The 22,164-nt window shown below is 71.6% G+C and carries 18 protein-coding genes and 1 pseudogene; 10 read left to right on the forward strand and 9 right to left on the reverse strand.

The window, feature by feature from the left end:
• Positions 1-3 precede the first annotated feature (3 nt).
• Both BLV01_RS21120 and BLV01_RS21125 read left to right on the forward strand, forming a co-directional pair.
• Entirely contained in the window at positions 4-1,503 is a 1,500-nt protein-coding gene (locus BLV01_RS21120; RefSeq protein WP_091804784.1) for a M23 family metallopeptidase, read from the forward strand.
• Between the two features lie 375 nt (positions 1,504-1,878).
• Complete coding sequence (locus tag BLV01_RS21125; protein ID WP_091804787.1) at positions 1,879-3,054, forward strand: anhydro-N-acetylmuramic acid kinase; 1,176 nt, start codon at positions 1,879-1,881, stop codon at positions 3,052-3,054.
• Positions 3,055-3,423: 369 nt separating this feature from the next.
• On the opposite strand, the gene BLV01_RS21130 is transcribed toward BLV01_RS21125, so the two are convergent.
• From BLV01_RS21130 to BLV01_RS21140, 3 genes are all read right to left on the reverse strand, one after another.
• A complete protein-coding gene (locus BLV01_RS21130; protein WP_254782719.1) occupies positions 3,424-3,759 on the reverse strand; it encodes a hypothetical protein in 336 nt (111 codons plus the stop codon).
• 98 nt (positions 3,760-3,857) lie between these two features.
• Positions 3,858-5,267: an AmpG family muropeptide MFS transporter gene (locus BLV01_RS21135; RefSeq protein WP_091804790.1), complete on the reverse strand. Its 1,410-nt coding sequence runs from the start codon at positions 5,265-5,267 to the stop codon at positions 3,858-3,860.
• The gene (locus BLV01_RS21140; RefSeq protein ID WP_091804793.1) at positions 5,257-6,030 is read right to left on the reverse strand and encodes an exodeoxyribonuclease III; all 774 of its coding nucleotides are present in this window, start codon (positions 6,028-6,030) and stop codon (positions 5,257-5,259) included. The genes BLV01_RS21135 and BLV01_RS21140 overlap by 11 nt, the downstream gene beginning before the upstream one ends.
• 66 nt (positions 6,031-6,096) lie before the next feature.
• On the opposite strand from BLV01_RS21140, the gene BLV01_RS21145 reads away from it, so the two are divergent.
• The 3 genes from BLV01_RS21145 to BLV01_RS21155 all read left to right on the forward strand — a co-directional run bounded on the left by BLV01_RS21145 (position 6,097) and on the right by BLV01_RS21155 (position 8,105).
• Positions 6,097-6,663: a GNAT family N-acetyltransferase gene (locus tag BLV01_RS21145; RefSeq protein WP_175486177.1), complete on the forward strand. Its 567-nt coding sequence runs from the start codon at positions 6,097-6,099 to the stop codon at positions 6,661-6,663.
• Positions 6,660-7,316 (forward strand): orotate phosphoribosyltransferase, encoded by a 657-nt coding sequence (gene pyrE, locus BLV01_RS21150; RefSeq protein ID WP_091804798.1) that lies wholly within the window; start codon positions 6,660-6,662, stop codon positions 7,314-7,316. Before BLV01_RS21145 ends, pyrE begins: the two co-directional genes overlap by 4 nt.
• A gap of 138 nt (positions 7,317-7,454) precedes the next feature.
• Positions 7,455-8,105 carry a hypothetical protein gene (locus tag BLV01_RS21155; protein ID WP_091804801.1) on the forward strand — a complete coding sequence of 217 codons (651 nt, stop codon included), beginning with the start codon at positions 7,455-7,457 and terminating at the stop codon, positions 8,103-8,105.
• 145 nt (positions 8,106-8,250) lie between these two features.
• Here the strand turns inward: BLV01_RS21155 and BLV01_RS21160 are convergent, their stop codons facing one another.
• From BLV01_RS21160 to coaBC, 3 genes and pseudogenes are all read right to left on the reverse strand, one after another.
• Positions 8,251-10,569 (reverse strand): phosphomannomutase/phosphoglucomutase, encoded by a 2,319-nt coding sequence (locus BLV01_RS21160; RefSeq protein WP_254782720.1) that lies wholly within the window; start codon positions 10,567-10,569, stop codon positions 8,251-8,253.
• A gap of 266 nt (positions 10,570-10,835) precedes the next feature.
• Positions 10,836-11,294: a dUTP diphosphatase gene (gene dut, locus BLV01_RS21165; protein WP_091804804.1), complete on the reverse strand. Its 459-nt coding sequence runs from the start codon at positions 11,292-11,294 to the stop codon at positions 10,836-10,838.
• A 51-nt stretch (positions 11,295-11,345) separates the two neighbouring features.
• A pseudogene (gene coaBC / locus BLV01_RS21170) lies at positions 11,346-12,565 on the reverse strand (bifunctional phosphopantothenoylcysteine decarboxylase/phosphopantothenate--cysteine ligase CoaBC).
• 172 nt (positions 12,566-12,737) lie between these two features.
• On the opposite strand from coaBC, the gene radC reads away from it, so the two are divergent.
• From radC to BLV01_RS21190, 4 genes are all read left to right on the forward strand, one after another.
• A complete protein-coding gene (radC, locus tag BLV01_RS21175; protein WP_091804940.1) occupies positions 12,738-13,412 on the forward strand; it encodes a RadC family protein in 675 nt (224 codons plus the stop codon).
• Between the two features lie 171 nt (positions 13,413-13,583).
• The gene (gene argS, locus BLV01_RS21180) at positions 13,584-15,272 is read left to right on the forward strand and encodes an arginine--tRNA ligase (RefSeq protein ID WP_091804807.1); all 1,689 of its coding nucleotides are present in this window, start codon (positions 13,584-13,586) and stop codon (positions 15,270-15,272) included.
• The gene (locus BLV01_RS21185) at positions 15,273-16,187 is read left to right on the forward strand and encodes an SPOR domain-containing protein (protein ID WP_091804810.1); all 915 of its coding nucleotides are present in this window, start codon (positions 15,273-15,275) and stop codon (positions 16,185-16,187) included.
• 353 nt (positions 16,188-16,540) lie between these two features.
• Positions 16,541-16,930 (forward strand): hypothetical protein, encoded by a 390-nt coding sequence (locus tag BLV01_RS21190; protein WP_091804813.1) that lies wholly within the window; start codon positions 16,541-16,543, stop codon positions 16,928-16,930.
• A gap of 609 nt (positions 16,931-17,539) precedes the next feature.
• Here BLV01_RS21190 and BLV01_RS21195 read toward each other — a convergent pair.
• The 3 genes from BLV01_RS21195 to speA all read right to left on the reverse strand — a co-directional run bounded on the left by BLV01_RS21195 (position 17,540) and on the right by speA (position 20,832).
• Positions 17,540-18,418, reverse strand: coding sequence for an NAD(P)-dependent oxidoreductase (locus BLV01_RS21195; RefSeq protein WP_091804816.1), 879 nt, complete (start codon positions 18,416-18,418; stop codon positions 17,540-17,542).
• Between the two features lie 260 nt (positions 18,419-18,678).
• Positions 18,679-18,933 (reverse strand): YciI family protein, encoded by a 255-nt coding sequence (locus tag BLV01_RS21200; RefSeq protein ID WP_091804819.1) that lies wholly within the window; start codon positions 18,931-18,933, stop codon positions 18,679-18,681.
• Positions 18,934-18,942: 9 nt separating this feature from the next.
• Positions 18,943-20,832: an arginine decarboxylase gene (speA, locus tag BLV01_RS21205; RefSeq protein WP_091804821.1), complete on the reverse strand. Its 1,890-nt coding sequence runs from the start codon at positions 20,830-20,832 to the stop codon at positions 18,943-18,945.
• 302 nt (positions 20,833-21,134) lie between these two features.
• Between speA and speE the strand changes: the two genes are divergently transcribed.
• A complete protein-coding gene (speE, locus tag BLV01_RS21210; protein ID WP_091804824.1) occupies positions 21,135-21,986 on the forward strand; it encodes a polyamine aminopropyltransferase in 852 nt (283 codons plus the stop codon).
• Positions 21,987-22,164: the final 178 nt, after the last annotated feature.

Here is a 22,164-nt window from a genome sequence, read left to right on the forward strand (position 1 = left end):
TCCATGACAGTACCCGAGCAGGCTTCCAGTGTGGGCGCCGAACGACGCGAACGCCTGAAAGCCCTGCGGGAAAAGGCACTGAAACGGAAGGTGCTGGCGCGCCATCTGTCCGACGGCTTCAACGGCCGCTGGAGCGGGCGCCAGTGGGTCCAGGCCGGTCTGTTCGCGACCCTGGGGATGATGGTCGCCGCGGTCGTTCCCGGTTTCAGCCAGTCCACCGCCTCGGTGCGCGCGCACGAGCCGCGCCAGTCGCTGGCGCTGGCGTTGCCGCCGCTGACCCTGGCCCGGCTCAAGGGCGAGACCGGCGACAGCTGGCAGCTGGTGCGGGTCAACCGCGGCCAGACTCTGGGCTCGGTGTTCAAGGACATGGACATTCCCAAGTCCACGATGAGCCAGATCCTCGAGCAGCCCGGCGCGCGCGAAGCGCTGATGCGGATGAAGCCCGGCACCGAGCTGGGGTTCGACATTCCGGTCAACGGCTCGCTGCGCACCTTCCGCTACGACCAGGACGAAGGCCACCGGGTCGAGCTGAGCATCGCCGGCGACAAGGTCACCGACAAGAAGGTCATCGCCCGCCAGAGCCAGGTCCGCACCGTGGTGCTCAGCGGCAAGGTCGGCAAGTCGCTGTTCCGTTCGGCGCGCAAGGTCGGCCTGACCCCGGCCAACATCAACACCCTGACCGACGACATCTTCAAGTACGACATCGACTTCAACGAAGACGTCGGCACCGACGACCGCTTCAGCGTGGTGGTCGAGCAGACCTGGCGCGAGGGCGAGCTGATCAGCACCGGCCCGATCCTGGCGGCGACCTTCACCAGCGACGGCAAGCTGCACACCGGCTTCCGCTTCGACCGCGGCGGCAAGCCCGAATACTTCACCGGCGACGGCCGCCCGCTGAAGAAGAGCTTCATCCGCATGCCGATCCCGTACGCGCGCCTGACCTCGGGTTTCGGCACCCGCCGCCACCCGGTGCTGGGCAGCATCCGCATGCACGCCGGCGTCGACTACGCGGCCGGCACCGGCACGCCGATCATGGCCGCCGGCGACGCGCGCGTGCAGTTCGTCGGCTGGAAGGGCGGCTACGGCCGCGCGGTGATCCTCGACCACGGCCGCGGCTACACCACGCTGTACGGCCACATGTCGAACTTCAGCAAGATCAAGCCGGGCCAGCGGGTGCCGCAGGGCACGGTGATCGGCTACGTCGGCAGTTCCGGCATGGCCACCGGGCCGCACCTGCACTACGAATTCCGCGTCAACGGCGTGCACCGCAACCCGCTGTCGATCACCATGCCGCCGCCGGAACCGCTCAGCGGCATGGCGCTGGCGCAATTCCGCCAGCAGACCGCGGTGGCGCTGGGGCGCATCCGCCAGGTCGAGAACATCATCTACGCCGATGCCGGCCCGGCCCCCACCGTAGCGCCGACGATCGCGGCCGCCGCCGTCGCCAAGACCGTGGCGGTGGCCAAGACCAAGGGCAAGAAGAAAAAGACCTCGCGCGGTTGAGCGGCGCGGCGGTCGCGACGACAAGGGCCCTGCGGGGCCCTTTCGTTTTTGTGCGAATCCCGGGATGCTGCGGCGTTGCGCGGCGGCGGCGCGGATGCGCGGCGCGGCTTGCGGACGATCGCGACCGGGTGGCCGCCAGCGCTGGCGCGGGGCTTTTTCATGATTGAGAGCGCTTCGATCCCGGTTGGGACGCACGCCGCTATGCGCGGTCGCCTTGGACCCATTCGTCATGGTTGGGAACGCTTCGATCCCCGCCGGTGCGCACACCACTACGTTGGAAGCAGGCCTTGGAAACATTCCTCATGGTTGAGAATTCTTCGATCCCAGTTGGAGCCAACGCCGCTGCGCCAGGCGCCGGCCTAGGACACATTCCTCATGGTTGAGAATTCTTCGATCCCCGCTGGAGGCAACGCCGCTGCGCCAGGCGCCGGCCTTTATCTTGGACTGATCTCCGGCACCAGCGCCGACGGCATCGACGCCGCGCTGGTGCGCTTCGAGGCCGGCGCCGCGCCGACCCGCTGCGAGTTGGTGCTCGGCCGCACCTATGCCTGGGACGCGCCGCTGCGCGAGCGCCTGGTCGCGCTCGGCCAGGGCGGCGATGCGCGTTCGCTGGAGGAACTGGGCACGCTCGACATCCAGACCGCCGAAGCCTTCGCCGCGGCCGCGCGCGCGCTGCTGGCCGAGGCCGGCGTCGCGCCCGCCGACGTCGCCGCGATCGGTTCGCACGGCCAGACCGTGCGCCATCGCCCGGCCGGCGCGGCCTACGACGGCCGCCATCCCTTCACCTGGCAGATCGGCGACGGGTCGGTGATCGCCGAGCGTTGCGGCATCGCCACCGTGGCCGACTTCCGTCGCCGCGACGTCGCTGCCGGCGGCCACGGCGCGCCGCTAATGCCGGCCTTCCACGCCGCGCTGCTGGGGTCGCCTGACGAGGACCGCGCCGCGCTCAACCTCGGCGGGATCGCCAACTTCACCCTGCTGCCGGCGCACGGCGCGGTGCGCGGCTTCGACACCGGGCCGGCCAACTGCCTGATGGACGCCTGGGCGCTGCGCCACCTGGGCGTGGCCTTCGACGCCGACGGCGCGTTCGCGGCCGGCGGCGAAGTCGACCCGGCGCTGCTGGCGCGGCTGCTGGACGAGCCGTGGTTCGCGCTGCCGCCGCCCAAGAGCACCGGGCGCGAGCAGTTCCAGCTGGACTGGGTCGAGTCGCGCCTGGGCGGCGGCGAGCGGCCGCAGGACGTGCAGGCGACGCTGCTGGAACTCAGCGCGGTCACCATCGCCCAGGCGCTGCGCGCGCAGCAGCCGGCGACGCGGCGGGTGCTGGCCTGCGGCGGCGGAGTGCGCAACGGCGCGCTGCTGGCGCGGCTGGCGGCGCGGCTGCCGGGGGTGGCGGTGGAGACGACCCAGGCCTATGGGCTGGATCCGGATTTCGTCGAGGCGATGGGCTTCGCCTGGCTGGCGCGGCAGACCCTGGCGGGACAGCCGGGCAACCTGCCCAGCGTGACCGGCGCGCGCGGGTTGCGGGTGCTGGGGACGGTGCATCCGGCCTAGCGGCCGAAGGCCAGTGCAGGAGCGGCGCGAGCCGGGGCGCGGACGTTTGGTGGCCGAGGAATTACGAGGGCGTGGCGCGGCGTGGCGATCCGGGCTGCGGGACGTTGCGCCGTGGTTCGATTGGCGCGGTCGCGGCTTGCGCCGCTCCTACAGGGAGCGATCGAAACTGCCGAAAAGTCTTGCAGGAGCGGCGCGAGCCGCGACACGGGCGGTTGTCGGCCGGGGGATTGCGAGGGCGTGGCGCGGCGATCCGGGCTGCGGGACGTGGCATCGTTGTTCGATTGGCGCGGTCGCGGCTTGCGCCGCTCCTACACGGAGCGACTGAAGCCACCGGAGGGTCTTGCAGGACCGGCGGGCGCCGCGAGCGGATCAGCCTTCGCGGTTCGGGCGGAATTCTTCCAGCAGCTCCAGGCCGCTGAGGTCCGGGCCGGCCGGGCGCGCCGCCGGGGCGGCCTGGGGGTCGGCGCGGCCGATCAGGGCGAAACCGGGGTCGCTGGGGATGCCTTCCAGCGCGGCGATCGCTTCCTTCAGCGCGCGGCTGTCGTGGTCTTCGAAGCGACCGGCCATCTCAGCCTCGACTGCGAACAGGCCGGTCTCGATCAGGTGCAGGGCCGTGCGCTGCAGGCTCCAGCCGCGCGTTTCCGCCACCCGGCGCAACCGGTCGGAGAGTACGGGGTCCAGGTTGTGCAGGATGATGTCGGTCACTGTGTGGCAAATTGCCATCCCGACCCTGCGCTGCGCAACACGAAATTGGCTGAACCGCGTTCACCGACACGCCTTCGCCGGCACCTGCGCGGCGGCGTTCAGGCATGCGGGGTGCTGACGGGCGCCGGCCGGCGCAGCGCCAGGGCGATGCACAGCACCAGCGCCGGCACGCCGACCAGGGCGGTGCCGGCGAAGAACAGCGCATAGCCCTCCAGCAAGGTGCGGCCGACGGCCAGTTCGGTCACCGCGACCCCCGACAGGCCCTTGAGCAGCTTGCCGAGCAGGGCATAGAACGAGCTCAGCAGGGCGTACTGGGTGGCGGTGTAGCCGATGTTGGTCAGGCTCGACATGTAGCCGACCAGGGCCACGCCGGCGTAGCCGTTGCAGAAGTTGTCGATCACCATCGCCGCGGTGAACACACTGGCGTCGCTGCCGTGCAGGGCCAGGTAGGCGAAGGCCAGGTTCGAGGCCGGGCCGAGCACGGCGCCAGCGATCAGGGTCGGGATGAAACCGAAGCGCACCGCGGTCAGGCCGGCGGCGGCGACGCCGGCGATGGTCGCGACCAGGCCGAACGAGCCGCGCACCGCGCCGACGGTTTCCTTGTCCATCTTCAGGTCGGCGTAGAACGGGTTGGCCATCGGCCCGAGCAGGAAGTCCGGCAGCCGGTACAGGCTGATCGCCAGCAGGATCAGCAGGGCCAGCCGGCCGTGCTGGCGGAAGAACGCTACGAACGGGCCGATCACCGCGTCGAACAGGCCGCGCGCGGTGAACAGCGCCGGGTGCGGAGCGGCCGCGGCGATCAGGCTGGCCTGCGGCTCGCGCGCGCGCAGCGTGGCGAACACGCCCACGCCGAGCAGCAGCGCCATGATTTCGTAGGACAGCGACCAGCCCGCGTGCGCGGCCAGGATCAGGATCAGCGAGTCGGTGACCAGCAGCGCGCCGCGGTAGCCCAGGGTCGCGGTCGAGGTCAGCAGGCCCTGTTGTTCGGCGTTGTCGGCGCTCTCGATGCGCCAGGCGTCGATGACGATGTCCTGGGTCGCCGAGGCGAACGCCACCACCAGCGCCAGCGCGCCGAACACCACCAGTTGGTCGAGCGCGACGCCGGCCACGAGCAGTTCGCCCTGGCGCGGCTCGACCAGGGCCATGCCGACCAGGGCGACGGCGGCGACCAGCTGCGACAGCAGCATCCAGCCGCGGCGGCGGCCGAGCCAGCGGCCCAGCACCGGCGCGTCGATCTTGTCGACCAGCGGCGCCCACACGAACTTCAGCGAGTACGCCAGGCCGACCCAGGACAGGAACCCGATCGTGCTGAGCTCGATCGCGTTCTCGCGCATCCAGTAGCCCAGGGTGTTGCCGACCAGGTAGATCGGGATGCCCGAGCTGAAGCCCAGCAACAGCATCGCCAGCACCTTGGGCTGGCGCAGGTTGCTCAGCACCAGCCGCCAGCCCTTGCGCGCCGGCGGCGGCGCGGCGCCGGCCGCAGCCGGAGCGCCGGGCTCAGGCGTCATAGTCGACCGTGAACGGGGCGTGGTCGGAGAAGCGCGGGTCTTTCAGGATCGAGCAGCCGCGCAGCTTGCTGCGCAGGCTCGGAGTGGCGAACTGGTAATCGATGCGCCAGCCCACGTCGTTGGCGCGCGCGGCGCCGCGGTTGCTCCACCAGGTGTAGTCCTGGCCTTCGGCGTTGAGCGCGCGGTAGGCGTCGACCCAGCCGCTGTCGTCGGCGCACACGCCGTTGAGCCAGTCGCGCTCCGGCGGCAGGCAACCGGAGTTCTTCTGGTTGCTGGTCCAGTTCTTGATGTCCAGGCGGCTGCGCACGATGTTCCAGTCGCCGCACAGGACGTAGTCGCGGCCGCTGGCCAGCCACTCGTCCAGGATCGGCTTGAGCCACTGCATCACTTCGAACTTGAAGCCCTGGCGCAGCTCGCCGGAGGACCCCGACGGGATGTAGAACGAGACCACGCTGAGGTTGCCGAAGCGCGCCTCGATGTAGCGGCCCTCGTCGTCGAACGGAGCCCAGCCCAGCGCGGTGCGCACTTCGTCGGGCTCGCGTTTGGCGTAGATCGCCACGCCGCTGTAGCCCTTCTTGGTGATCGCGTCGCGGAAATAGGCGCGGTAGCCCTCGGGCAGGAATTCCGGGCCGGTAAGCTGGTGCTCCTGGGCCTTGGTCTCCTGCACGCACAGCACGTCGGCGTCCTGGGCCTTGAACCAGTCGAAGAAACCCTTGGTGGTGGCCGAACGCAGGCCGTTGGCGTTGAAACTGATGATGCGCATGCGCGTTCCGGGGCGGGAAGTGCGCACGATCATAGCAACCGGCCGGGCGCGGGTATCATGCCGCGCATGAGCCCCGTCCCCGACAGCGCAGCCCCCGCGGACGCGCGCGCCGCGCCGCCGATCGTGCGCGTCGGCGTGGTCTCGCCGATGCTGGCCCCGGCCGTGCGCATGCTGCAGGTCGCGCCCGAACAGCTGCCCTTCGTCGGCGACACCGCCTACAACCTCGAACAGACCCGGCTGGACCCGCACAGCGAGGCCATGGCGGTGCTGGCCGGCGAGCGCGTGGTCGGCTTCTACCGCCTGGACTTCAGCGTGAACGCGATCGCCGGGCGCGCGCTGGGCGAGCCCAGCGTCGGCCTGCGCGCCTATGCGATCGACCGGCGCGAACAGGGCCGCGGCTACGGCACCGCGGCGATGCGCGCCTGCGTCGAGGACCTGCGCCTGCGCCATCCGCAGCGGCGCCTGCTGGCGCTGACGGTCAACGTGCGCAACCTCGCCGCCATCGCCGCCTACCGCAAGGCCGGCTTCCACGACACCGGCGAGCTCTATCACGGCGGCTCGGCCGGCCCGCAGCACCTGATGCTGCTGCGGCTGGCGCCACCCTCCCCCTCCCCCACTGCGACCGCGCCATGACTGACCACCGCACCCGCTTCCTGCAACTGGCCCTCAAGGCCGACGCCCTGCGCTTCGGCGAGTTCACCCTCAAGTCCGGCCGGGTCAGCCCGTACTTCTTCAACGCCGGGCGTTTCGACTCCGGCGCCGCGCTGGCCGGCCTGGCCGGCTGCTACGCCGACGCCATCGACGCCGCCGGGCTCGACTTCGACCTGCTGTTCGGCCCCGCCTACAAGGGCATCCCGCTGGCCACCGCGCTGGGCTGCGAGTACGCCGGCCGCGGCCGCGACCTGCCACTGGCGTTCAACCGCAAGGAAGCCAAGGCCCACGGCGAGGGCGGCATGCTGATCGGCGCGCCGCTGGCCGGGCGCCGGGTGCTGATCGTCGACGACGTGATCACCGCCGGCACCGCGATCCGCGAAGCGCTCGGCCTGATCGGCGAGGCCGGCGGCACGGTCGCCGGCATCGTCATCGCCCTGGACCGGCAGGAAGCCGTGGACCCTGCACAATCCCGACGCTCGGCGGCAGAAACTGTCGCAATCGAACACGGCCTGCCGGTGATCGCGATCGCCACCCTCGACGACCTGCTCGCCTTCACCGGCGCCAGCGCCGAGTTTTCCGCCCAACGCGAGCGCCTGCTCGGCTACCGCGCCGCGTACGGCCGCGAGGCCTGAGCGCCGGCGCCGCGCCCGGCCCGCGGGGGCCGGGCGCAGGCGCAAAACTGAGCAGTTCGTCACAAGTAATTTCCGGGCCATGGCCCGACTCTTGCGTCAACGCCTCTTCGACAGACAGCCCGAAGGCGAGAACGCGACATGAAAGCCCTGATTCCCCTGCTCGCCGCCGCGGTAGCGCTCGCCCTGGCCGCCCCGCTCGCCGGCGCCCAGACCGCGCCCAAGGCCAAGAAGCTGTACTGCTGGAACGAGGCCGGCCGCAAGGTCTGCGGCGACGCCCTGCCGGCGCACGCGGTCGACAGCGCCCGCACCGAGATCAGCGCCAAGAGCGGCATGGCCACCGCCCAGGTCGACCGCGCGCTGACCGCGGACGAGCGCGTCGCCGCCGACCAGGCCGCGCGCGCGCAGCGCAGCGCCGAGCTGGCGGCCGAAGCGCTCAAGCGCCGCGACCGCGCCATGGCCGAGTCCTACGCTACCGAGGAAGACCTGCGCAAATCCTTCCAGGAGCGGATCGTGCTGCTGGACGAGACGGTCAAGGCCTCGCAGCTGGGCATCGAGGGCCGCCGCCAGACCGTGCTGAGCCTGCTGCGCAAGGCCGGCGAGGCCGAGCTCAACGGCAAGCCGGTCGGCAAGACCCTGGCCCAGAACGTGCGCGGCCAGCACGACGAGCTGCTGCACCAGCAGGACGTGCTCAAGCAGCAGTTGCTCGAACGCAGCCTCGCCGACGAGGATCTGGCCACCGCGCTGGAGCGCTACAACGCGCTCAAGGCCAAGAACGCCCGCGGCGGCTGAGCGCTCCGGCGGCGCGAAGCGGCGACGCCGGCGAACGGCGGCCTTGGAAAACGAAAACGCCGCGGCCAGCCGCGGCGTTTTCGTTGGGGCATCCGCTGCCGGCCGGGGCCGGCGCGCCGGGAACCGGGCGCGCCGGCGCGGCGCGTCAGAACGGCAGCGCCAGATCCGGCTTGATCGCGTGCAGCTGAGCGCGGAACAGCCCCTGGATGCGCTCCATCGCGGCCTGGCTGTCGGCGTCGAAGCGCATCACCAGGATCGGCGTGGTGTTGGACGCGCGCACCAGGCCCCAGCCGTCGGGGAAGTCCACGCGCAGGCCGTCGATGGTCGACAGGCGCGCGCCCTCGAACGAGGCCTCGTTGCGGAAGCGCTCGACGAAGCTGTGCGGGTCGCCGTCGGGCGCGTCGACCTTGATCTCCGGGGTGGCCACGCCGTTGGGCAGCGCGTTGAGGGTCTGGCTCGGGCTGTCGGGCTGCGCGGCCAGGATCTCGAGCAGGCGCGCGGCCGAGTAGATGCCGTCGTCGAAGCCGTACCAGCGCTCCTTGAAGAAGAAGTGGCCGCTCATCTCGCCGGCCAGCTCCGCGTCGGTCTCGCGCATCTTGGCCTTGATCAGCGAGTGGCCGGTCTTCCACATCAGCGGGCTGCCGCCGTGGCGCAGGATGTGGCCCGGCAGGCGGCCGGTGCACTTGACGTCGTAGATGATCATCGCGCCCGGGTTGCGCTCGAGCACGTCGGCGGCGAACAGCATCAGCAGGCGGTCGGGGAAGATGTTCTGGCCGTCGCGGGTGACCACGCCGAGGCGGTCGCCGTCGCCGTCGAAGGCGATGCCCAGGTCGGCGTCCAGGCGCTGCACCATCTTGATCAGGTCGACCAGGTTGTGCGGCTCGCTCGGATCGGGGTGGTGGTTGGGGAATTCGCCGTCGATCTCGCAGTACAGCGGGGTGACCTCGGCGCCGATCGCGGCCAGCACGCGCGGGCCGATGTCGCCGGCCACGCCGTTGCCGGCGTCGACCACGACCTTGAGCGGGCGGTCGATCTGGATGTCGGACGCGATCCGCTGGACGTAGTCCTCGGAGATGTCGCGCTCGGTCAGCGTGCCCGGCTCGTCGGCGGTGTGCAGGCGGCCGCCGACGATGCGGCGATAGAGATCGGTAATGGCGTCGCCCGACAGGGTCTCGCCGCCGACCACGATCTTGAAGCCGTTGTAGTCCGGCGGATTGTGGCTGCCGGTCAGCGACACGCAGGAGCCCGCGCGCAGGTGGTAGGCGCCGAAGTAGGTCACCGGGGTCGGCGCCAGGCCGATGTCGGTGACGTTGCGGCCGGCCTTGCGCAGGCCGGCGATCAGGCCGTCCATCAGGCTCGGGCCGGACAGGCGGCCGTCGCGGCCGACGACGATCTCGCTCAGGCCCTGGTCGTGCATGACCGAGCCGACGGCGTGGCCGATCATTTCGGCGATGCCCGGATCGAGGTTCTGGCCGACCACGCCGCGGATGTCGTAGGCGCGGAAGATGCCGTTGTCCACGGCCAGCGGCCGCGACGCGGCCTGGGAGGTGTTCTCGCTCACGGTCACTGCGTTCGCTTCGGGTAGGGGGGCGCTCATGGTCTCAGCCAGCGTCTGAACAGGACCTTCGTCCTCCACCGGGCCGCCCGCACGGCCCAGGCGCTGGCGCACGCGCACCAGCACGAACGCGAGCAGGGCCAGCACCACCGCGGCGATGAAGCACGCCAACGCGCCCATGCCGAGCGGACCGCCGGCGATGTCGGGCACCGCCGCGGCCACGCGCAGGTCGCTGCCGGGGATCTTCGCCGCCAGCGCTTCGGCGCCGTTGTTGAGCGCGGTGTCGCCGCGCTCGATCACGCTGAAGCCGCCCTGGCGCAGGGCCAAGTAGCTGTCGCTGCCGAGGTCGGCCTTCTCCACGCCGTCGCCGACGCGCTGCAGCGGCAGCTGCAGGTAGGCCACGCCGACCAGTTGTTCGCCGACCCGCGCCGGCGCGGCCATCGCCAGCACCGACTTGCCGCCGTCGCGCACGATCGCCGCCATCGGCTTGTCGGCGACGATCGCCGCTTCCATCGCCCCGAGCCGGCCGTAGCCGCTCTTGGGCAGGGCCGCGTATTGCTCGGCCAGGTCCGGCGGCAGCACCACGCCGTCGCTGGCGCCGGGCCAGTCCTTGCCCAGTTCGGCGCTGGCGGCCTTGAAGTCGCCGGCCTGCAGCGCGGCCTGCATCGGCGCCGATTCCAGGCGCTCGCGCAGGCGCTTGTGCTCGGCCCCGAGCGCGTCGTGGGCGCTGGTCACGGCGGTGTCGCGCACCCGGATCAGGTCGGAGCGGCGCGAGGCGTCGAGGTGCTGCTGCACCCCGGCCCAGGCCATCCACAGCGCCAGCACGCCGCACAGCGCGGCCGCCGGCAACAGCGCGGGCTTGAGTTGCGCCGCGGAGATCTGCGGCTTTTCCAGCTTTACTTCGACCATAACCTGCAACCTTCCCCTAAGAGTGTTCTGTCCCGGGCGGGCGGCGGCCAAGGCCGCCCAGTCTGCCCCGCCCGCGGCGGCCGCGTCCGTCGACTGCGCCTCGGCACAGGCCGAAAGCGCGGATCGAGCGCGCGGTCGCGGTCCGTCGCGGTGGGTCCCCGGCCCGCGCGGCGATCGTGCCGATCGCGGCGGGCATCCGCAAAGTCACAAGCACGATGCGTGCCAGCTTCGTGCCGCCGCCCTCCCCCAGGGCCACGACGCGGGGTTCAGCGCACGCCGGTGTGGCCGAAGCCGCCCTCGCCGCGCTCGCTGGCCTGGAACTGCTCGACCACCTGCAGGCTCGCGCGCACGATCGGCAGCACCACCAACTGGGCGACGCGGTCGCCCGGCTGGATCGTATAAGCCTCGCCGCCGCGGTTCCACACGCTGATCAGCAGCGGCCCCTGGTAGTCGGCGTCGATCAGGCCGGTGCCGTTGCCGAGCACGATGCCGTGCTTGTGGCCCAGGCCCGAACGCGGCAGCACCACCGCGCACAGGCCCGGATCGCCGAGATGGATCGCCAGGCCCGACGGCAGCAGCGCGGCGTCGCCGGGCTGCAGCGTCAGCGGCTGCTCCAGCGCGGCGCGCAGGTCCAGGCCGGCGCTGGCCGGGGTCGCGTAGGCGGGCAACGGCCACTCGCCGCCGAAACGCGGGTCGAGGATCTTCAGTTCCAGGGTGTGGTGCATGCGGTCTTCCGAAACGAGCGGTCTTTCAAAAAAACGACGGCGCGCCGGGGCTCAGGCCGGCCAGCGCGCCAGGATCAGGTCGAGCAGTTCGTCGGCCAGCGCGGTCTTCGGCGCCGGCCCGAGCGCGCGCTCGCCGTCGCGCCAGTACACGGTCAGGGCGTTGTCGTCGCTCTCGAAGCCGCTGCCGGACACGCCGACGCGGTTGGCGGCGATCATGTCGACCTTCTTCTTCTCCAGCTTGCCGCGGGCGTAGAACTCCACGTCGTGGGTCTCGGCGGCGAAGCCGACCACCACGGTCGGGCGGCGCGCGTGCACCGCGACCTCGGCCAGGATGTCGGGCGTGCGCACCAGCGCCAGGGTCAGCCGCTCGTCCTTCTTCTTGATCTTGCCCGGGGCGATCTCGGCCGGGGCGTAGTCGGCGACCGCGGCGGCGCCGATGTAGACGTCGGCCGGGAGCTGGGCGATCACCGCCTCGCGCATCTGCCGGGCCGAGCGCACGTCCACGCGCTGCAGGCCCGACGGGGTCGGCAGCGACACCGGGCCGGCCACCAGCACCACCTGCGCGCCGCGGCGGGCGGCGGCTTCGGCGATCGCGAACCCCATCTTGCCGCTGCTGCGGTTGCCGATGAAGCGGACCGGGTCGATGTCCTCGTAGGTCGGGCCGGCGCTGACCACGATGCGGCGTCCGCCGAGGCTGGCGGCGCTCATGCGCGGGCCTCCCGGGCCAGGGCGGCCACGATCTCGTGCGGCTCCAGCAGGCGGCCCGGGCCGGATTCGGGCTCGGCCATGCGGCCCTCGCCCGGGCCGAGGAAGCTCACCCCGCGGCTGCGCAGGGTGGCGACGTTGGCCTGGGTGGCCGGGTGGCCCCACATGCGGTGGTTCATCGCCGGGGCGACCGTCACCGGCGCCTCCGAGGCCAGGCACAGGGTGCTGATGAGGTCGTCGGCGAAGCCGTGGGCGAGCTTGGCGATCATGTCGGCGGTGGCCGGCGCGATCAGGATCCGCTGCGCCCAGCGCGCCAGCTCGATGTGGCCCATCGCCAGTTCGGCGGCCTCGTCCCACAGCGAGGTGCGCACCGGCTGGCCGGACAGCGCCTGGAACGTGGCCGGGCCGACGAAGCGGGTGGCGTTCTCGGTCATCGCCACGCGCACCTGGGCGCCGGCGTCCTGCAGGCGGCGCACCAGGTCGGCGGCCTTGTAGGCGGCGATGCCGCCGCAGACGCAAAGCACGATGCGTTGGGCGTGCAGCGGCGGGGTGGGGTCTTGCGCCATGTTCGGCCGGGCTCGCTGGAGTTCTTGCTGACGGGTGTTCGCACTGCGGGCGGAGCGACTCGGCCGGCCGCGGCGGCCCGGCGATTTCCTACCTCCGCCCAAGCCGATAGCTTACCCGATGGGCCGTCGCGTCCCGATCACCTCGCGCCGCGTTCGCCGCCACGATGCGGCCATGCGAATCCAAGAATGGCCCAGCGCGGAGCGGCCGCGCGAAAAACTCCTCGCCCGCGGCGCCACCACGCTGTCGGACGCCGAATTGCTGGCGCTGATCCTCGGCTCGGGCGTGCGCGGCCACGACGCGGTCGGCACCGCCCGCCGCCTGCTGAACGAGCACGGCCCGCTGCACGCCTTGCTGGAGCAGCCGCCGGCCCGGCTGCTGCGCATGCGCGGCATCGGCAAGGCCCGCGCCTGCGCGCTCAAGGCCGCGCTGGAACTGGCCGCGCGCAGCCAGATGGCCGAACTCGAACGCGGCAGCGCGGTCACCGATCCGCCCTCGGCCGGCCGCTACCTGGCACAGAAACTGCGCGGCCGCCCGCACGAGGTGTTCGCGGCGCTGTTCCTCAACAGCCGCCACGGCGTGATCGGCTACGAGGAACTGTTCCAGGGCACCGTCGACGGCGCCGAGGTGCACCCGCGCGAAGTGGTGCGGCAGGCGCTGCAGCACAACGCCGCGGCCGTGATCGTCGGCCACAACCACCCCAGCGGCAACGCCGAGCCCAGCCCGGCCGACCGCGCGGTGACCCTGCGGCTGAAGCAGGCGCTGGCGCTGATCGACGTGCGCCTGCTCGACCATTTCGTGATCGGCGACGGCAAGCCGGTGTCGATGGCGATGCGCGGGTGGATCTAGGCGCCGGCAGGCGGCGGGCCGCAGTGAGCGGGCAGTGAAGGCCCGGCACGGCGGCGGCGCCGTTCACGTATCCGCCGGCGCCGATCGCCGCGTCCCGGAAACGGCCGCCCAGGCCGCGCGGAAGCGAGTAAAATGCGCGGTTCCGCAACGCCCCGCGAAAGCGCATCTCCCGTGAAAGCCACCCTCCACGCTCTGGTCGCGCAGGCCATCGACGCCCTGCGCGACGCCGGCACCGTGCCGGCCGACCTGTCCACGCCCGACTTCGTCATCGAGCGCCCGAAGAACCGCGGCCAAGGCGATTTCTCCACCAACGCCGCGATGCTGCTGGCCAAGCCGGCGCGGGCCAATCCGCGCGAGCTGGCGCAGAAGCTGGTCGCCGCGCTGCCGGCCAACGCCGACTTCGCCAAGGTCGAGATCGCCGGTCCGGGCTTCATCAACTTCAGCGTCGACGAATCCGCCTGGCGCCGCCAGATCGGCGAGGTCTTCGCCCAGGGCGCGAACTACGGCCGCAACGCCAGCGGCGCCGGCCGCCGCGCCGGCGTCGAGTTCGTCTCGGCCAACCCGACCGGCCCGCTGCACGTCGGCCACGGCCGCGGCGGCGCGATCGGCGACTGCATCGCGCGCGTGCTCCAGGCCAACGGCTGGGACGTGATGCGCGAGTTCTACTACAACGACGCCGGCGTGCAGATCAACAATCTCGCCGTCTCGACCCAGGCGCGCGCGCGCGGCCTCAAGCCGGGCGACGAAGGCTGGCCGGAAGGCGCCTACAACGGCGACTACATCGGCGACGTCGCCCGCGCCTACCTCGACGGCGCCACCGTCGAGTTCGAGAACCACGCCGTCACCGGCAAGGGCGAGGTCGAGGACCTCGACGCGATCCGCCAGTTCGCCGTGGCCTACCTGCGCCGCGAGCAGAACGAGGACCTGGCCGCGTTCGGCGTCGGCTTCGACGTCTACTTCCTGGAAAGCGCGCTGTACGAGCAGGACAAGGTCGAGGAGACCGTGCGCGAGCTGGTCGCCCACGGCCACACCTACGAGGAAGGCGGCGCGCTGTGGCTGCGCTCGACCGACTTCGGCGACGACAAAGACCGGGTGATGCGCAAGTCCGACGGCAGCTACACCTACTTCGTGCCGGACGTGGCCTATCACCTCAGCAAGTGGCAGCGCGGCTACCAGCGCGCGATCACCGAGCTGGGCTCGGACCACCACGGCTCGCTCGCGCGCGTGCTCGCCGGCCTGCAGGCGCTCGACGCCGGCATCCCGCAGGGTTGGCCGGAGTACGTGCTGCACCAGATGGTCACGGTGATGCGCGGCGGCGAGGAGGTGAAGATCTCCAAGCGCGCCGGCAGTTACCTGACCCTGCGCGACCTGATCGACGAGACCGGCCGCGACGCGGTGCGCTGGTTCCTGATCGCGCGCAAGCCCGATTCGCAGCTGACCTTCGACATCGACCTGGCGCGCTCGCAGTCGATGGACAATCCGGTCTACTACGTGCAGGTCTCGCATGCGCGCATGCACGGCCTGGTGCGGCAGCTGAACGAACGCGGCCTGTCCTACGACCAGGCCCACGGCCTGGCCCAGCCGCTGGACCTGGACGACGTCGCCGCGCACGAGCTGATCGTGACGATCCTGCGCTTCCCCGACGTGGTCGCCGCCGCCGGGCGCGACCTGGAACCGCACCAGGTGGCCGCCTACCTGCTGGAGTTGGCGCAGGCCTTCCAGACGTATTACAACGATCACCAGTTCCTGGTCGACGACGATGCCCAGCGCCACGCGCGGCTGGTGCTGGCGATGGCGACCCGCCAGGTCCTGGCGAACGGTCTGGAACTGTTGGGTATCCACGCCCCGGAGGTGATGTAAGTGGCAGCACGACGCGGCAAATCGCAGGCCAAGCGCAACAACCAGGGCAACGACAGCCTGCCCGGCTGGGCCTGGGGCGTGCTCGGGCTGCTGCTCGGGGTCGTGCTGATCCTGGTGGTGCCCAAGTACTTCAAGGCCGACGGCAAGGGCGACGGCTTCTTCCGCCCGCAGCCCAACCCCGACGCGCAGCCGGCCGCGGTCAGCGCCGAGGAGGACTCGGTCGCGCCGGAAGGCAGCACCCGGCCCGCCCGCGCCGAGGGCCAGGCCAAGGCCGACAAGCCCAAGGGCGCCGCCGCCGACAAGCCCAAGGACGGCCCCGAGTACGACTTCTACAAGCTGCTGCCCGGCAAGGAAGTGGAGATGAGCGACGCCGAGCTCGCCGCCACCGAAGCCGCCGAGGAACAGCGCCGCGCCGCCCAGCAGCGGCGCACCGGCCAGGCCGCCGCGGCCAACCCGGCGACCGCCGCGCCGGCTTCGGGCGCGGTCGCGACCACCCTGCCCAAGCCGGTCGACACCATCGCCCCGGCGCCGTCCAAGCCGCCGGCCCAGGTCGCCACCGCCACCCCGCCGCCGGCTTCGGTCGCGCCCAAGCCGCCGGTCGTGGCCGCCGCCCAGGGCAGCGGCGCCGCCGCGCCGGCCGCCGCTGGCGTCGCCGCCGCGGCCGCTCCGGCGGTCAGCGACAACACCCGCTACCTGCTGCAGGCCGGCGCGTTCCAGGCCTCCGGCCAGGCCGAGGAGATGAAGGCCAAGATCGCCATGCTCGGCCTCGGCGCGCGGGTGGAATCGGCGCAGATCGGCGGCAAGACCGTCTACCGCGTGCGCATGGGGCCGTACGGCACCGCCGGCGACCTCGCCGACGCCAAGCGCAAGCTCGCCGACGGCGGCCTGCCGGGGATGGCGATCAAGGTGCAGTAAGGCGTCGCACCGCCCTCTCGCCGCCTACGACGCCCGGCCCTGCCGGGCGTTCGTTTGTGCCGGGCCCTTCAGGCCCGATGCCTTGGGCGCAGATCGCCGCGACCCGAGCGCAAGGCAGCGGGGCCCAAGCCCCTCCCGCAGCGCGCGCCTGCCGCGCGGACGCAACCCGGAATACCGATTGCCCGCAACCGCGCGTCGGCGTACGCACGCCTTCCGGCAGCGCGCCCGGCCACAGCGCGACGCCGGTCACCCTGGCCCGTACAGGCGCCGCATAGACTTCGCCGGCTGATTGCACGTCGTTTGGGGATGGGATGGACAAGCGCATTCTTCTGGGCTGCCTGGGCGGGGCAGGCATGCTGTTGCTGTTCGGATTGCTGACCAAACTGTTCGGCCTGGATGCGCGTCAGGCGGTCGACACCGGCATCGGCCCGCTGCCCCTGATCGACGTGTTGGCGGCCCTGGTCTCGATGTTCCTCGGCGGCGCACTGGCCCGCCACGCCCACTTCCGCTGGATCGCCTTGCTGCTGCTGGGCGCGATGTGGGCGCTGACCCTGTTCACCGTGGTCTCGATGGCCCTGCCCGACAGCCCGCCGCCGATGCGCTCGCTGGGCGGGGCGTTGAAGTACAACGCGCTGGCGATCGCGCTGACCCTGGCCGCGGCCTTCGCCGGCGCCTTGCTGGGCGAACGGTTCGGGCGCAAGCGCTTCGGCGCGCTCGGCCGCGACGGCCTGATGCGCCGCTGACGCCGGATCGGCGTTTTTCCTTCGCTACGGAAACCCGCGTCTGTGCCCGCTCCTACCTGTAGGAGCGGCGCAAGCCGCGACCGCGCCACCGCAACTACGACGCCCCAAACCCGTGGCCCGCCGTCTGAACCGCGATGCATCGGTTGATCGCTGGCGACCGCGCGCCGAGCGGCCTGCGCCGTGCGAAACCCACCGTTGCCCATCCGCGGCGTCGAGGCGCGCGGCAGGGCCGGGCCGCTGCACTGCAGCGGGCTATCGGCTGGAGTCGTCGTGGTTGCGGTGGCGCGGTCGCGGCTGGCGCCGCTCCTACAGGGGGCTGCCGCAGGTTCTCGGCGGTGCGTGCCGGTCGCTGCGCCGGCACGGGGTGTCGGCGGGAATCGTCGTGGTTGCGGTGGCGCGGTCGCGGCTTGCGCCGCTCCTACAGGGGGCTGCCCCCGGTTCGCGGCGGCGCGTGCCGGTCGCTGCGCCGGCACGGGGTGTCGGCGGGAATCGTCGTGGCTGCGGTGGCGCGGTCGCGGCTAGCGCCGCTCCTGCAGGGGGCGGTGCGGATTCACGGCGCGCGGGAGTTCGCGCGGCCCGGCTTGCGCCGGGCTGCGCGGCGGCGCGGGCTCAGGCCGCGTCGCTTTCCGCCTGGGCGCGGGCGCGCTTGAGCGCGATCAGCGCCGAGGTGTCGGCTTCGCCGTAGCCGCGTTCGATCAGTTCGGCGTAGTCGGCCGCGGCCTGGTCGAGGGTGGCGGTGCGGATGCCGGTGTCGCGGGCGATGCCCTGGACGATGCGCAGGTCCTTGAGCATGTGCTGGCACTTGAAGCCGGGCGCGAACTCGTCGCGCAGCATGGTCGCGCCGCGCTTGTCGAGGAACCAGTTGCTGGCCGCGCCGGCCATCAGCGTCGGCAGCAGCTTGTCCGCGTCCAGGCCGAGCTTCTCGCCCAGCGCCAGGCCTTCGCACACCGCCTCGTTGATGCCGGCCACCAGCACCTGGTTGATCGCCTTGGTCGCCTGACCGGCGCCGGTGCCGCCCATGTGGGTGATGCGCGCGGCGTAGCTGTCGACGATCGCGTGCACGCGCTCGAGCTGGGCCGCGTCGCCGCCGACCATGATCGACAGCTTGCCGTTGCGCGCGCCTTCCACGCCGCCGGATACCGGCGCATCGAGGAAGCCGATGTCGTGCACGCCCAGCGTCGCCGCGGCGCGGCGCGCGGTCTCGACCGAGACGGTCGAGTGGTCGACCACGATCGCGCCCGGCTTGAGCACCTCGGCCAGCGCGGCCACGTTCTCCAGCACGTCCGCATCGAGCGACACGCACAGGATCACCACGTCGCAATCGGCGAAGTTCGCCGCCGACCGCGCCGCGCGCACGCCCAGTTCCGACGCCAGCGCGTCGGCCTTGGCCTGGGTCCGGTTGCCGACCGCGGTCAGCCCCCCCGTGGCATGTATGTAGCGCGCCATCGGCGCGCCCATCGCTCCCAGACCGATCACCCCTGCTTTCATTTCGAACCTTCTGCCCGTCCGGGCGCTGATTGTTGCCAAACCATGATGCGGCATCGCCGCGTTCCGCGCTCGGTCCGCCGTCGCGGCCCGGCGCTCGCACCCGACCGGGCCGAGGCCGGCGGCGCGTCGGGGACATCCCGCTCCCGGCCGCCGCCCACGGCGGCCGCCGGCGTCGTTGAACAGTCCATCGCCGGCGCCGGGCGCCCGAAGCGCGGCGGCGCCGGCGCCGGGCGGCGCCCGCCGGGCGCCTCAACCCCGATTCAGGCCGCCTGCCACTCGTACACGTCGACCCGCGAGGACCCGGTCAGGTGCAGCGGATCGCCGAAGGCCAGCACCCGCGCCTCTTCCAGGTCGACCGCGCGCAGGACGTAGGCGCCGCCGGTCTTGTCGCCGAAGCCGCCGGACAGCTCCAGCCGCGCCTGCGCGCGCAGGCCGTCGAGGAACTCGCGGTGCGGGCCGATCTGCTCGGTGTCGAACTGCGGCAGGCGCATGACCATCACCAGGTAGCGATTCATCGCGCCTCCTCAGGCCAGCGGGGTGTCGTCGAGATAGGTGTAGCCGGTCAGGCCGGTCTCCAGCGCCGCTTCCAGGCGCGCGGCCTCCTGCGCCGGCAGGCCCGCGGCCTCGACCTTGGCGCGATAGGTCGCGCGCAGCTCGGACAGCTTGTAGCCCACGTAGTCGAGCATGACGTCGGTGGTGTCGCCGCGGCGCTGCTGGGCGAAGCGGTAGCCGTCGCCGTCGGCGCGCACTTCCACCGCGTCGGTGTCGCCGAACAGGTTGTGGATGTCGCCGAGGATTTCCTGGTACGCACCGACCAGGAAGAACCCGAGCCGGTAGCTCTCGCCGGGCTTGAGCGCATGCAGCGGCAGCGAGCTGTCCAGGCCTTCGTTCTCGACGTAGGTGTCGATCTTGCCGTCCGAATCGCAGGTCAGGTCGGCGATCACGCCGCGCCGTTGCGGCTTCTCGTCCAGCCGCTCGATCGGCGCGATCGGGAACACCTGGTCGATCGCCCACACGTCGGGCATCGACTCGAACACGCTGAAATTGACGAAGTACTTGTCGACCAGGCGCTCGTTGAGCTCGTCGAGCAGGTCGCGGTGGCTCTTCTCGCCGACGTCCAGGCGCGCGCGCACGGCGTGGGCGATCGCGTAGAACAGGTCGTCGATGCGCGCGCGGTGGGTCAGGTCGATCTGGCCCAGCGCGTACAGCGACAGGCCTTCGCCGTGGTGGTGCTGGGCTTCGTGGAACAGCTCCACCGCCGGGCGCTGGCCGAGTTCGTCGTGGATCTCGCGCAGGTGGCGGATCACCGCCGGCTCGTCCTCGTGCGCGGGCGGCACCCGGCCTTCGGGCGCCTCCTCGATCTCCGACACGTTGGCGACCAGCACCGCGTGGTGCGCGGTCATCGCGCGGCCGCACTCGGTGACCACGCGCGGCGGCGGCAGCCCGTATTCCTGGCAGGCCTCGGCCAGCGGCTGGACGATGTTCGACGCGTACTGGTTGACGCCGTAGTTGATCGAGCAATAGCTGCGCGAACGGGTGCCTTCGTAGTCGATGCCCAGGCCGCCGCCGACGTCCATGTAGCGCACCTTGGCGCCGAGCTTGGACAGTTCGACGAAGTAGCGCGTGGCCTCGCGCATGCCGTTGGCGATGTCGCGCACGTTGGAGATCTGCGAGCCCATGTGGAAGTGCAGCAGGCCCAGGCAATCCTGCAGGCCGTTGTCGCGCAGCTGCTTCCACAGGTCCAGCACCTGGCGCGGGCTGAGCCCGAACTTGGCCTTGTCGCCGCCGCTGTTCTGCCACTTGCCGGCGCCCAGCGAGGCCAGACGCATGCGCACGCCCAGGCCCGGCTTGACGTCGAGGGCCTTGGCCTCCTCGAACACCAGCGCAAGCTCGGACGGCTTTTCGACCACGATGTAGGTCTCCATGCCGAGCTTGCGGCCGATCAGGGCCAGGCGGATGTACTCGCGGTCCTTGTAGCCGTTGCACACGATCAGCCCGCCGGGCCGGCTCAGCGCCAGCACCGCCATCAGCTCGGGCTTGCTGCCGGCTTCCAGGCCGAAGCCCTCGCCCGCGTGCGAGGCCAGCGTGCCGGCCACGCCCTGGTGCTGGTTGACCTTGATCGGATAGACCGCGGTGTAGCCGCCGGCGTAGTCCCAGTCCTTCATCGCCTGGTCGAACGCGCCCTGCAGCTTGCCCAGGCGGTCGCCGAGGATGTCGGGGAAGCGCACCAGCAGCGGCAGCTTGGCGCCGGCCTCGCGCGCGGCGTCGACCACCTCGGGCAGCGGCACGGTCGGGCCGCGCTCGCCGCGCGGCTTGACCACGATCCGGCCGGCGCCGTCGATGTCGAAGTAACCTTCGGACCAATGCGGGATCGAATAGGTCTTGCGGGCCTGATCGAGCGACCAGTCGGACATCGGCGCGTTACCGTGGAAAACGTGGGGAAGGCGCATTCTACAGGCCGCGTCCTTCCGGGGGACCGTCCGCGCCGCGCGCGAACGGCCGGATCGGCAAAATCGCGGCGCCCGGCCCGCCGCGGCGGCGCCCCCGCGGCCGTCGCCCGGCGCCGCCGGCCCGGCCCGCGCGACGTACGTTCATACCGGTCCGCTACAATCCGCGCCCCAAGCCCGGCGCCGCCCGGGCGCCGCCGGCCGGGCCCGCCCGCGCCGTCCCGATCAGGCTGGCCGCACCAGCAATCGTCCGACCCAGGAGCACGCGCATGACCAACGAAGCCCAGTGGCACTACGAGAACTTCGAGCCGACCGGCTCGTCCATCGGCTATCGCATCACCCGCAAGCTCGACGAGGTGCAGTCGCCGTTCCAGAAGATCGAGATCTTCGAGACCACCGACTGGGGCAACCTGATGCTGATCGACGGCGCGGTCATGCTGACCACGCGCGACAACTTCCTCTACCACGAGATGATGTCGCACCCGGCGCTGTTCACCCACGCCGCGCCCAAGAACGTGGTCATCATCGGCGGCGGCGACTGCGGCACCCTGCGCGAGGTGCTCAAGCACCCCGGCGTCGAGGAAGCCGTGCAGTGCGACATCGACGAGCAGGTCACGCGCATGGCCGAGAAGTGGTTCCCGGAACTGTGCGACAGCAACGGCGACCAGCGCGCGCAGCTGCTGTTCGACGACGGCATCGCCTACATGGCCAACCGCCCGGCCGGCAGCGTCGACCTCATCATCGTCGACTCCACCGACCCGGTCGGCCCGGCCGAGGGCCTGTTCAACAAGGCCTTCTACGACAGCTGCTTCCGCGCCCTGCGCGAGGACGGCATCCTGGTCCAGCAGTCCGAATCGCCGCTGATGCTGCTCAAGCTGATCCAGGAAATGCGCACCGAGATGGGCAAGGCGGGTTTCAATACCTTCAAGACCCTGCCGTTCCCGCAGCCGTGCTACCCGACCGGCTGGTGGAGCTGCACCCTGGCGCGCAAGGCCGGCGGTTTCGACTTCCGCCAGGACGACGCCCAGGCCAAGGCCTTCGCGACCAAGTACTACAACGCCGGCATCCACCACGGCGCGCTGTCGACGCCGGCGTTCGTGGCGCAGGCGTTGGGCGAGTAAATCGCCCGCGGGTTACGCAACGAAAAAGCCCCGCACTCGCGGGGCTGTACGTAGTACGACTGTAGGAGCGGCGCGAGCCGCGACCGCGACATCGCGCTTACGACGCAAACGGCTGCAACGCGGTCGCAGCTTGCGCAGCTCCTACAGGGAGCTTGCCGCACACGCTTGCGATCCGGAG

The sequence above is a fragment of the Lysobacter sp. yr284 genome (genome assembly GCF_900107375.1).
Classification (GTDB): Bacteria; Pseudomonadota; Gammaproteobacteria; order Xanthomonadales; family Xanthomonadaceae; genus Lysobacter.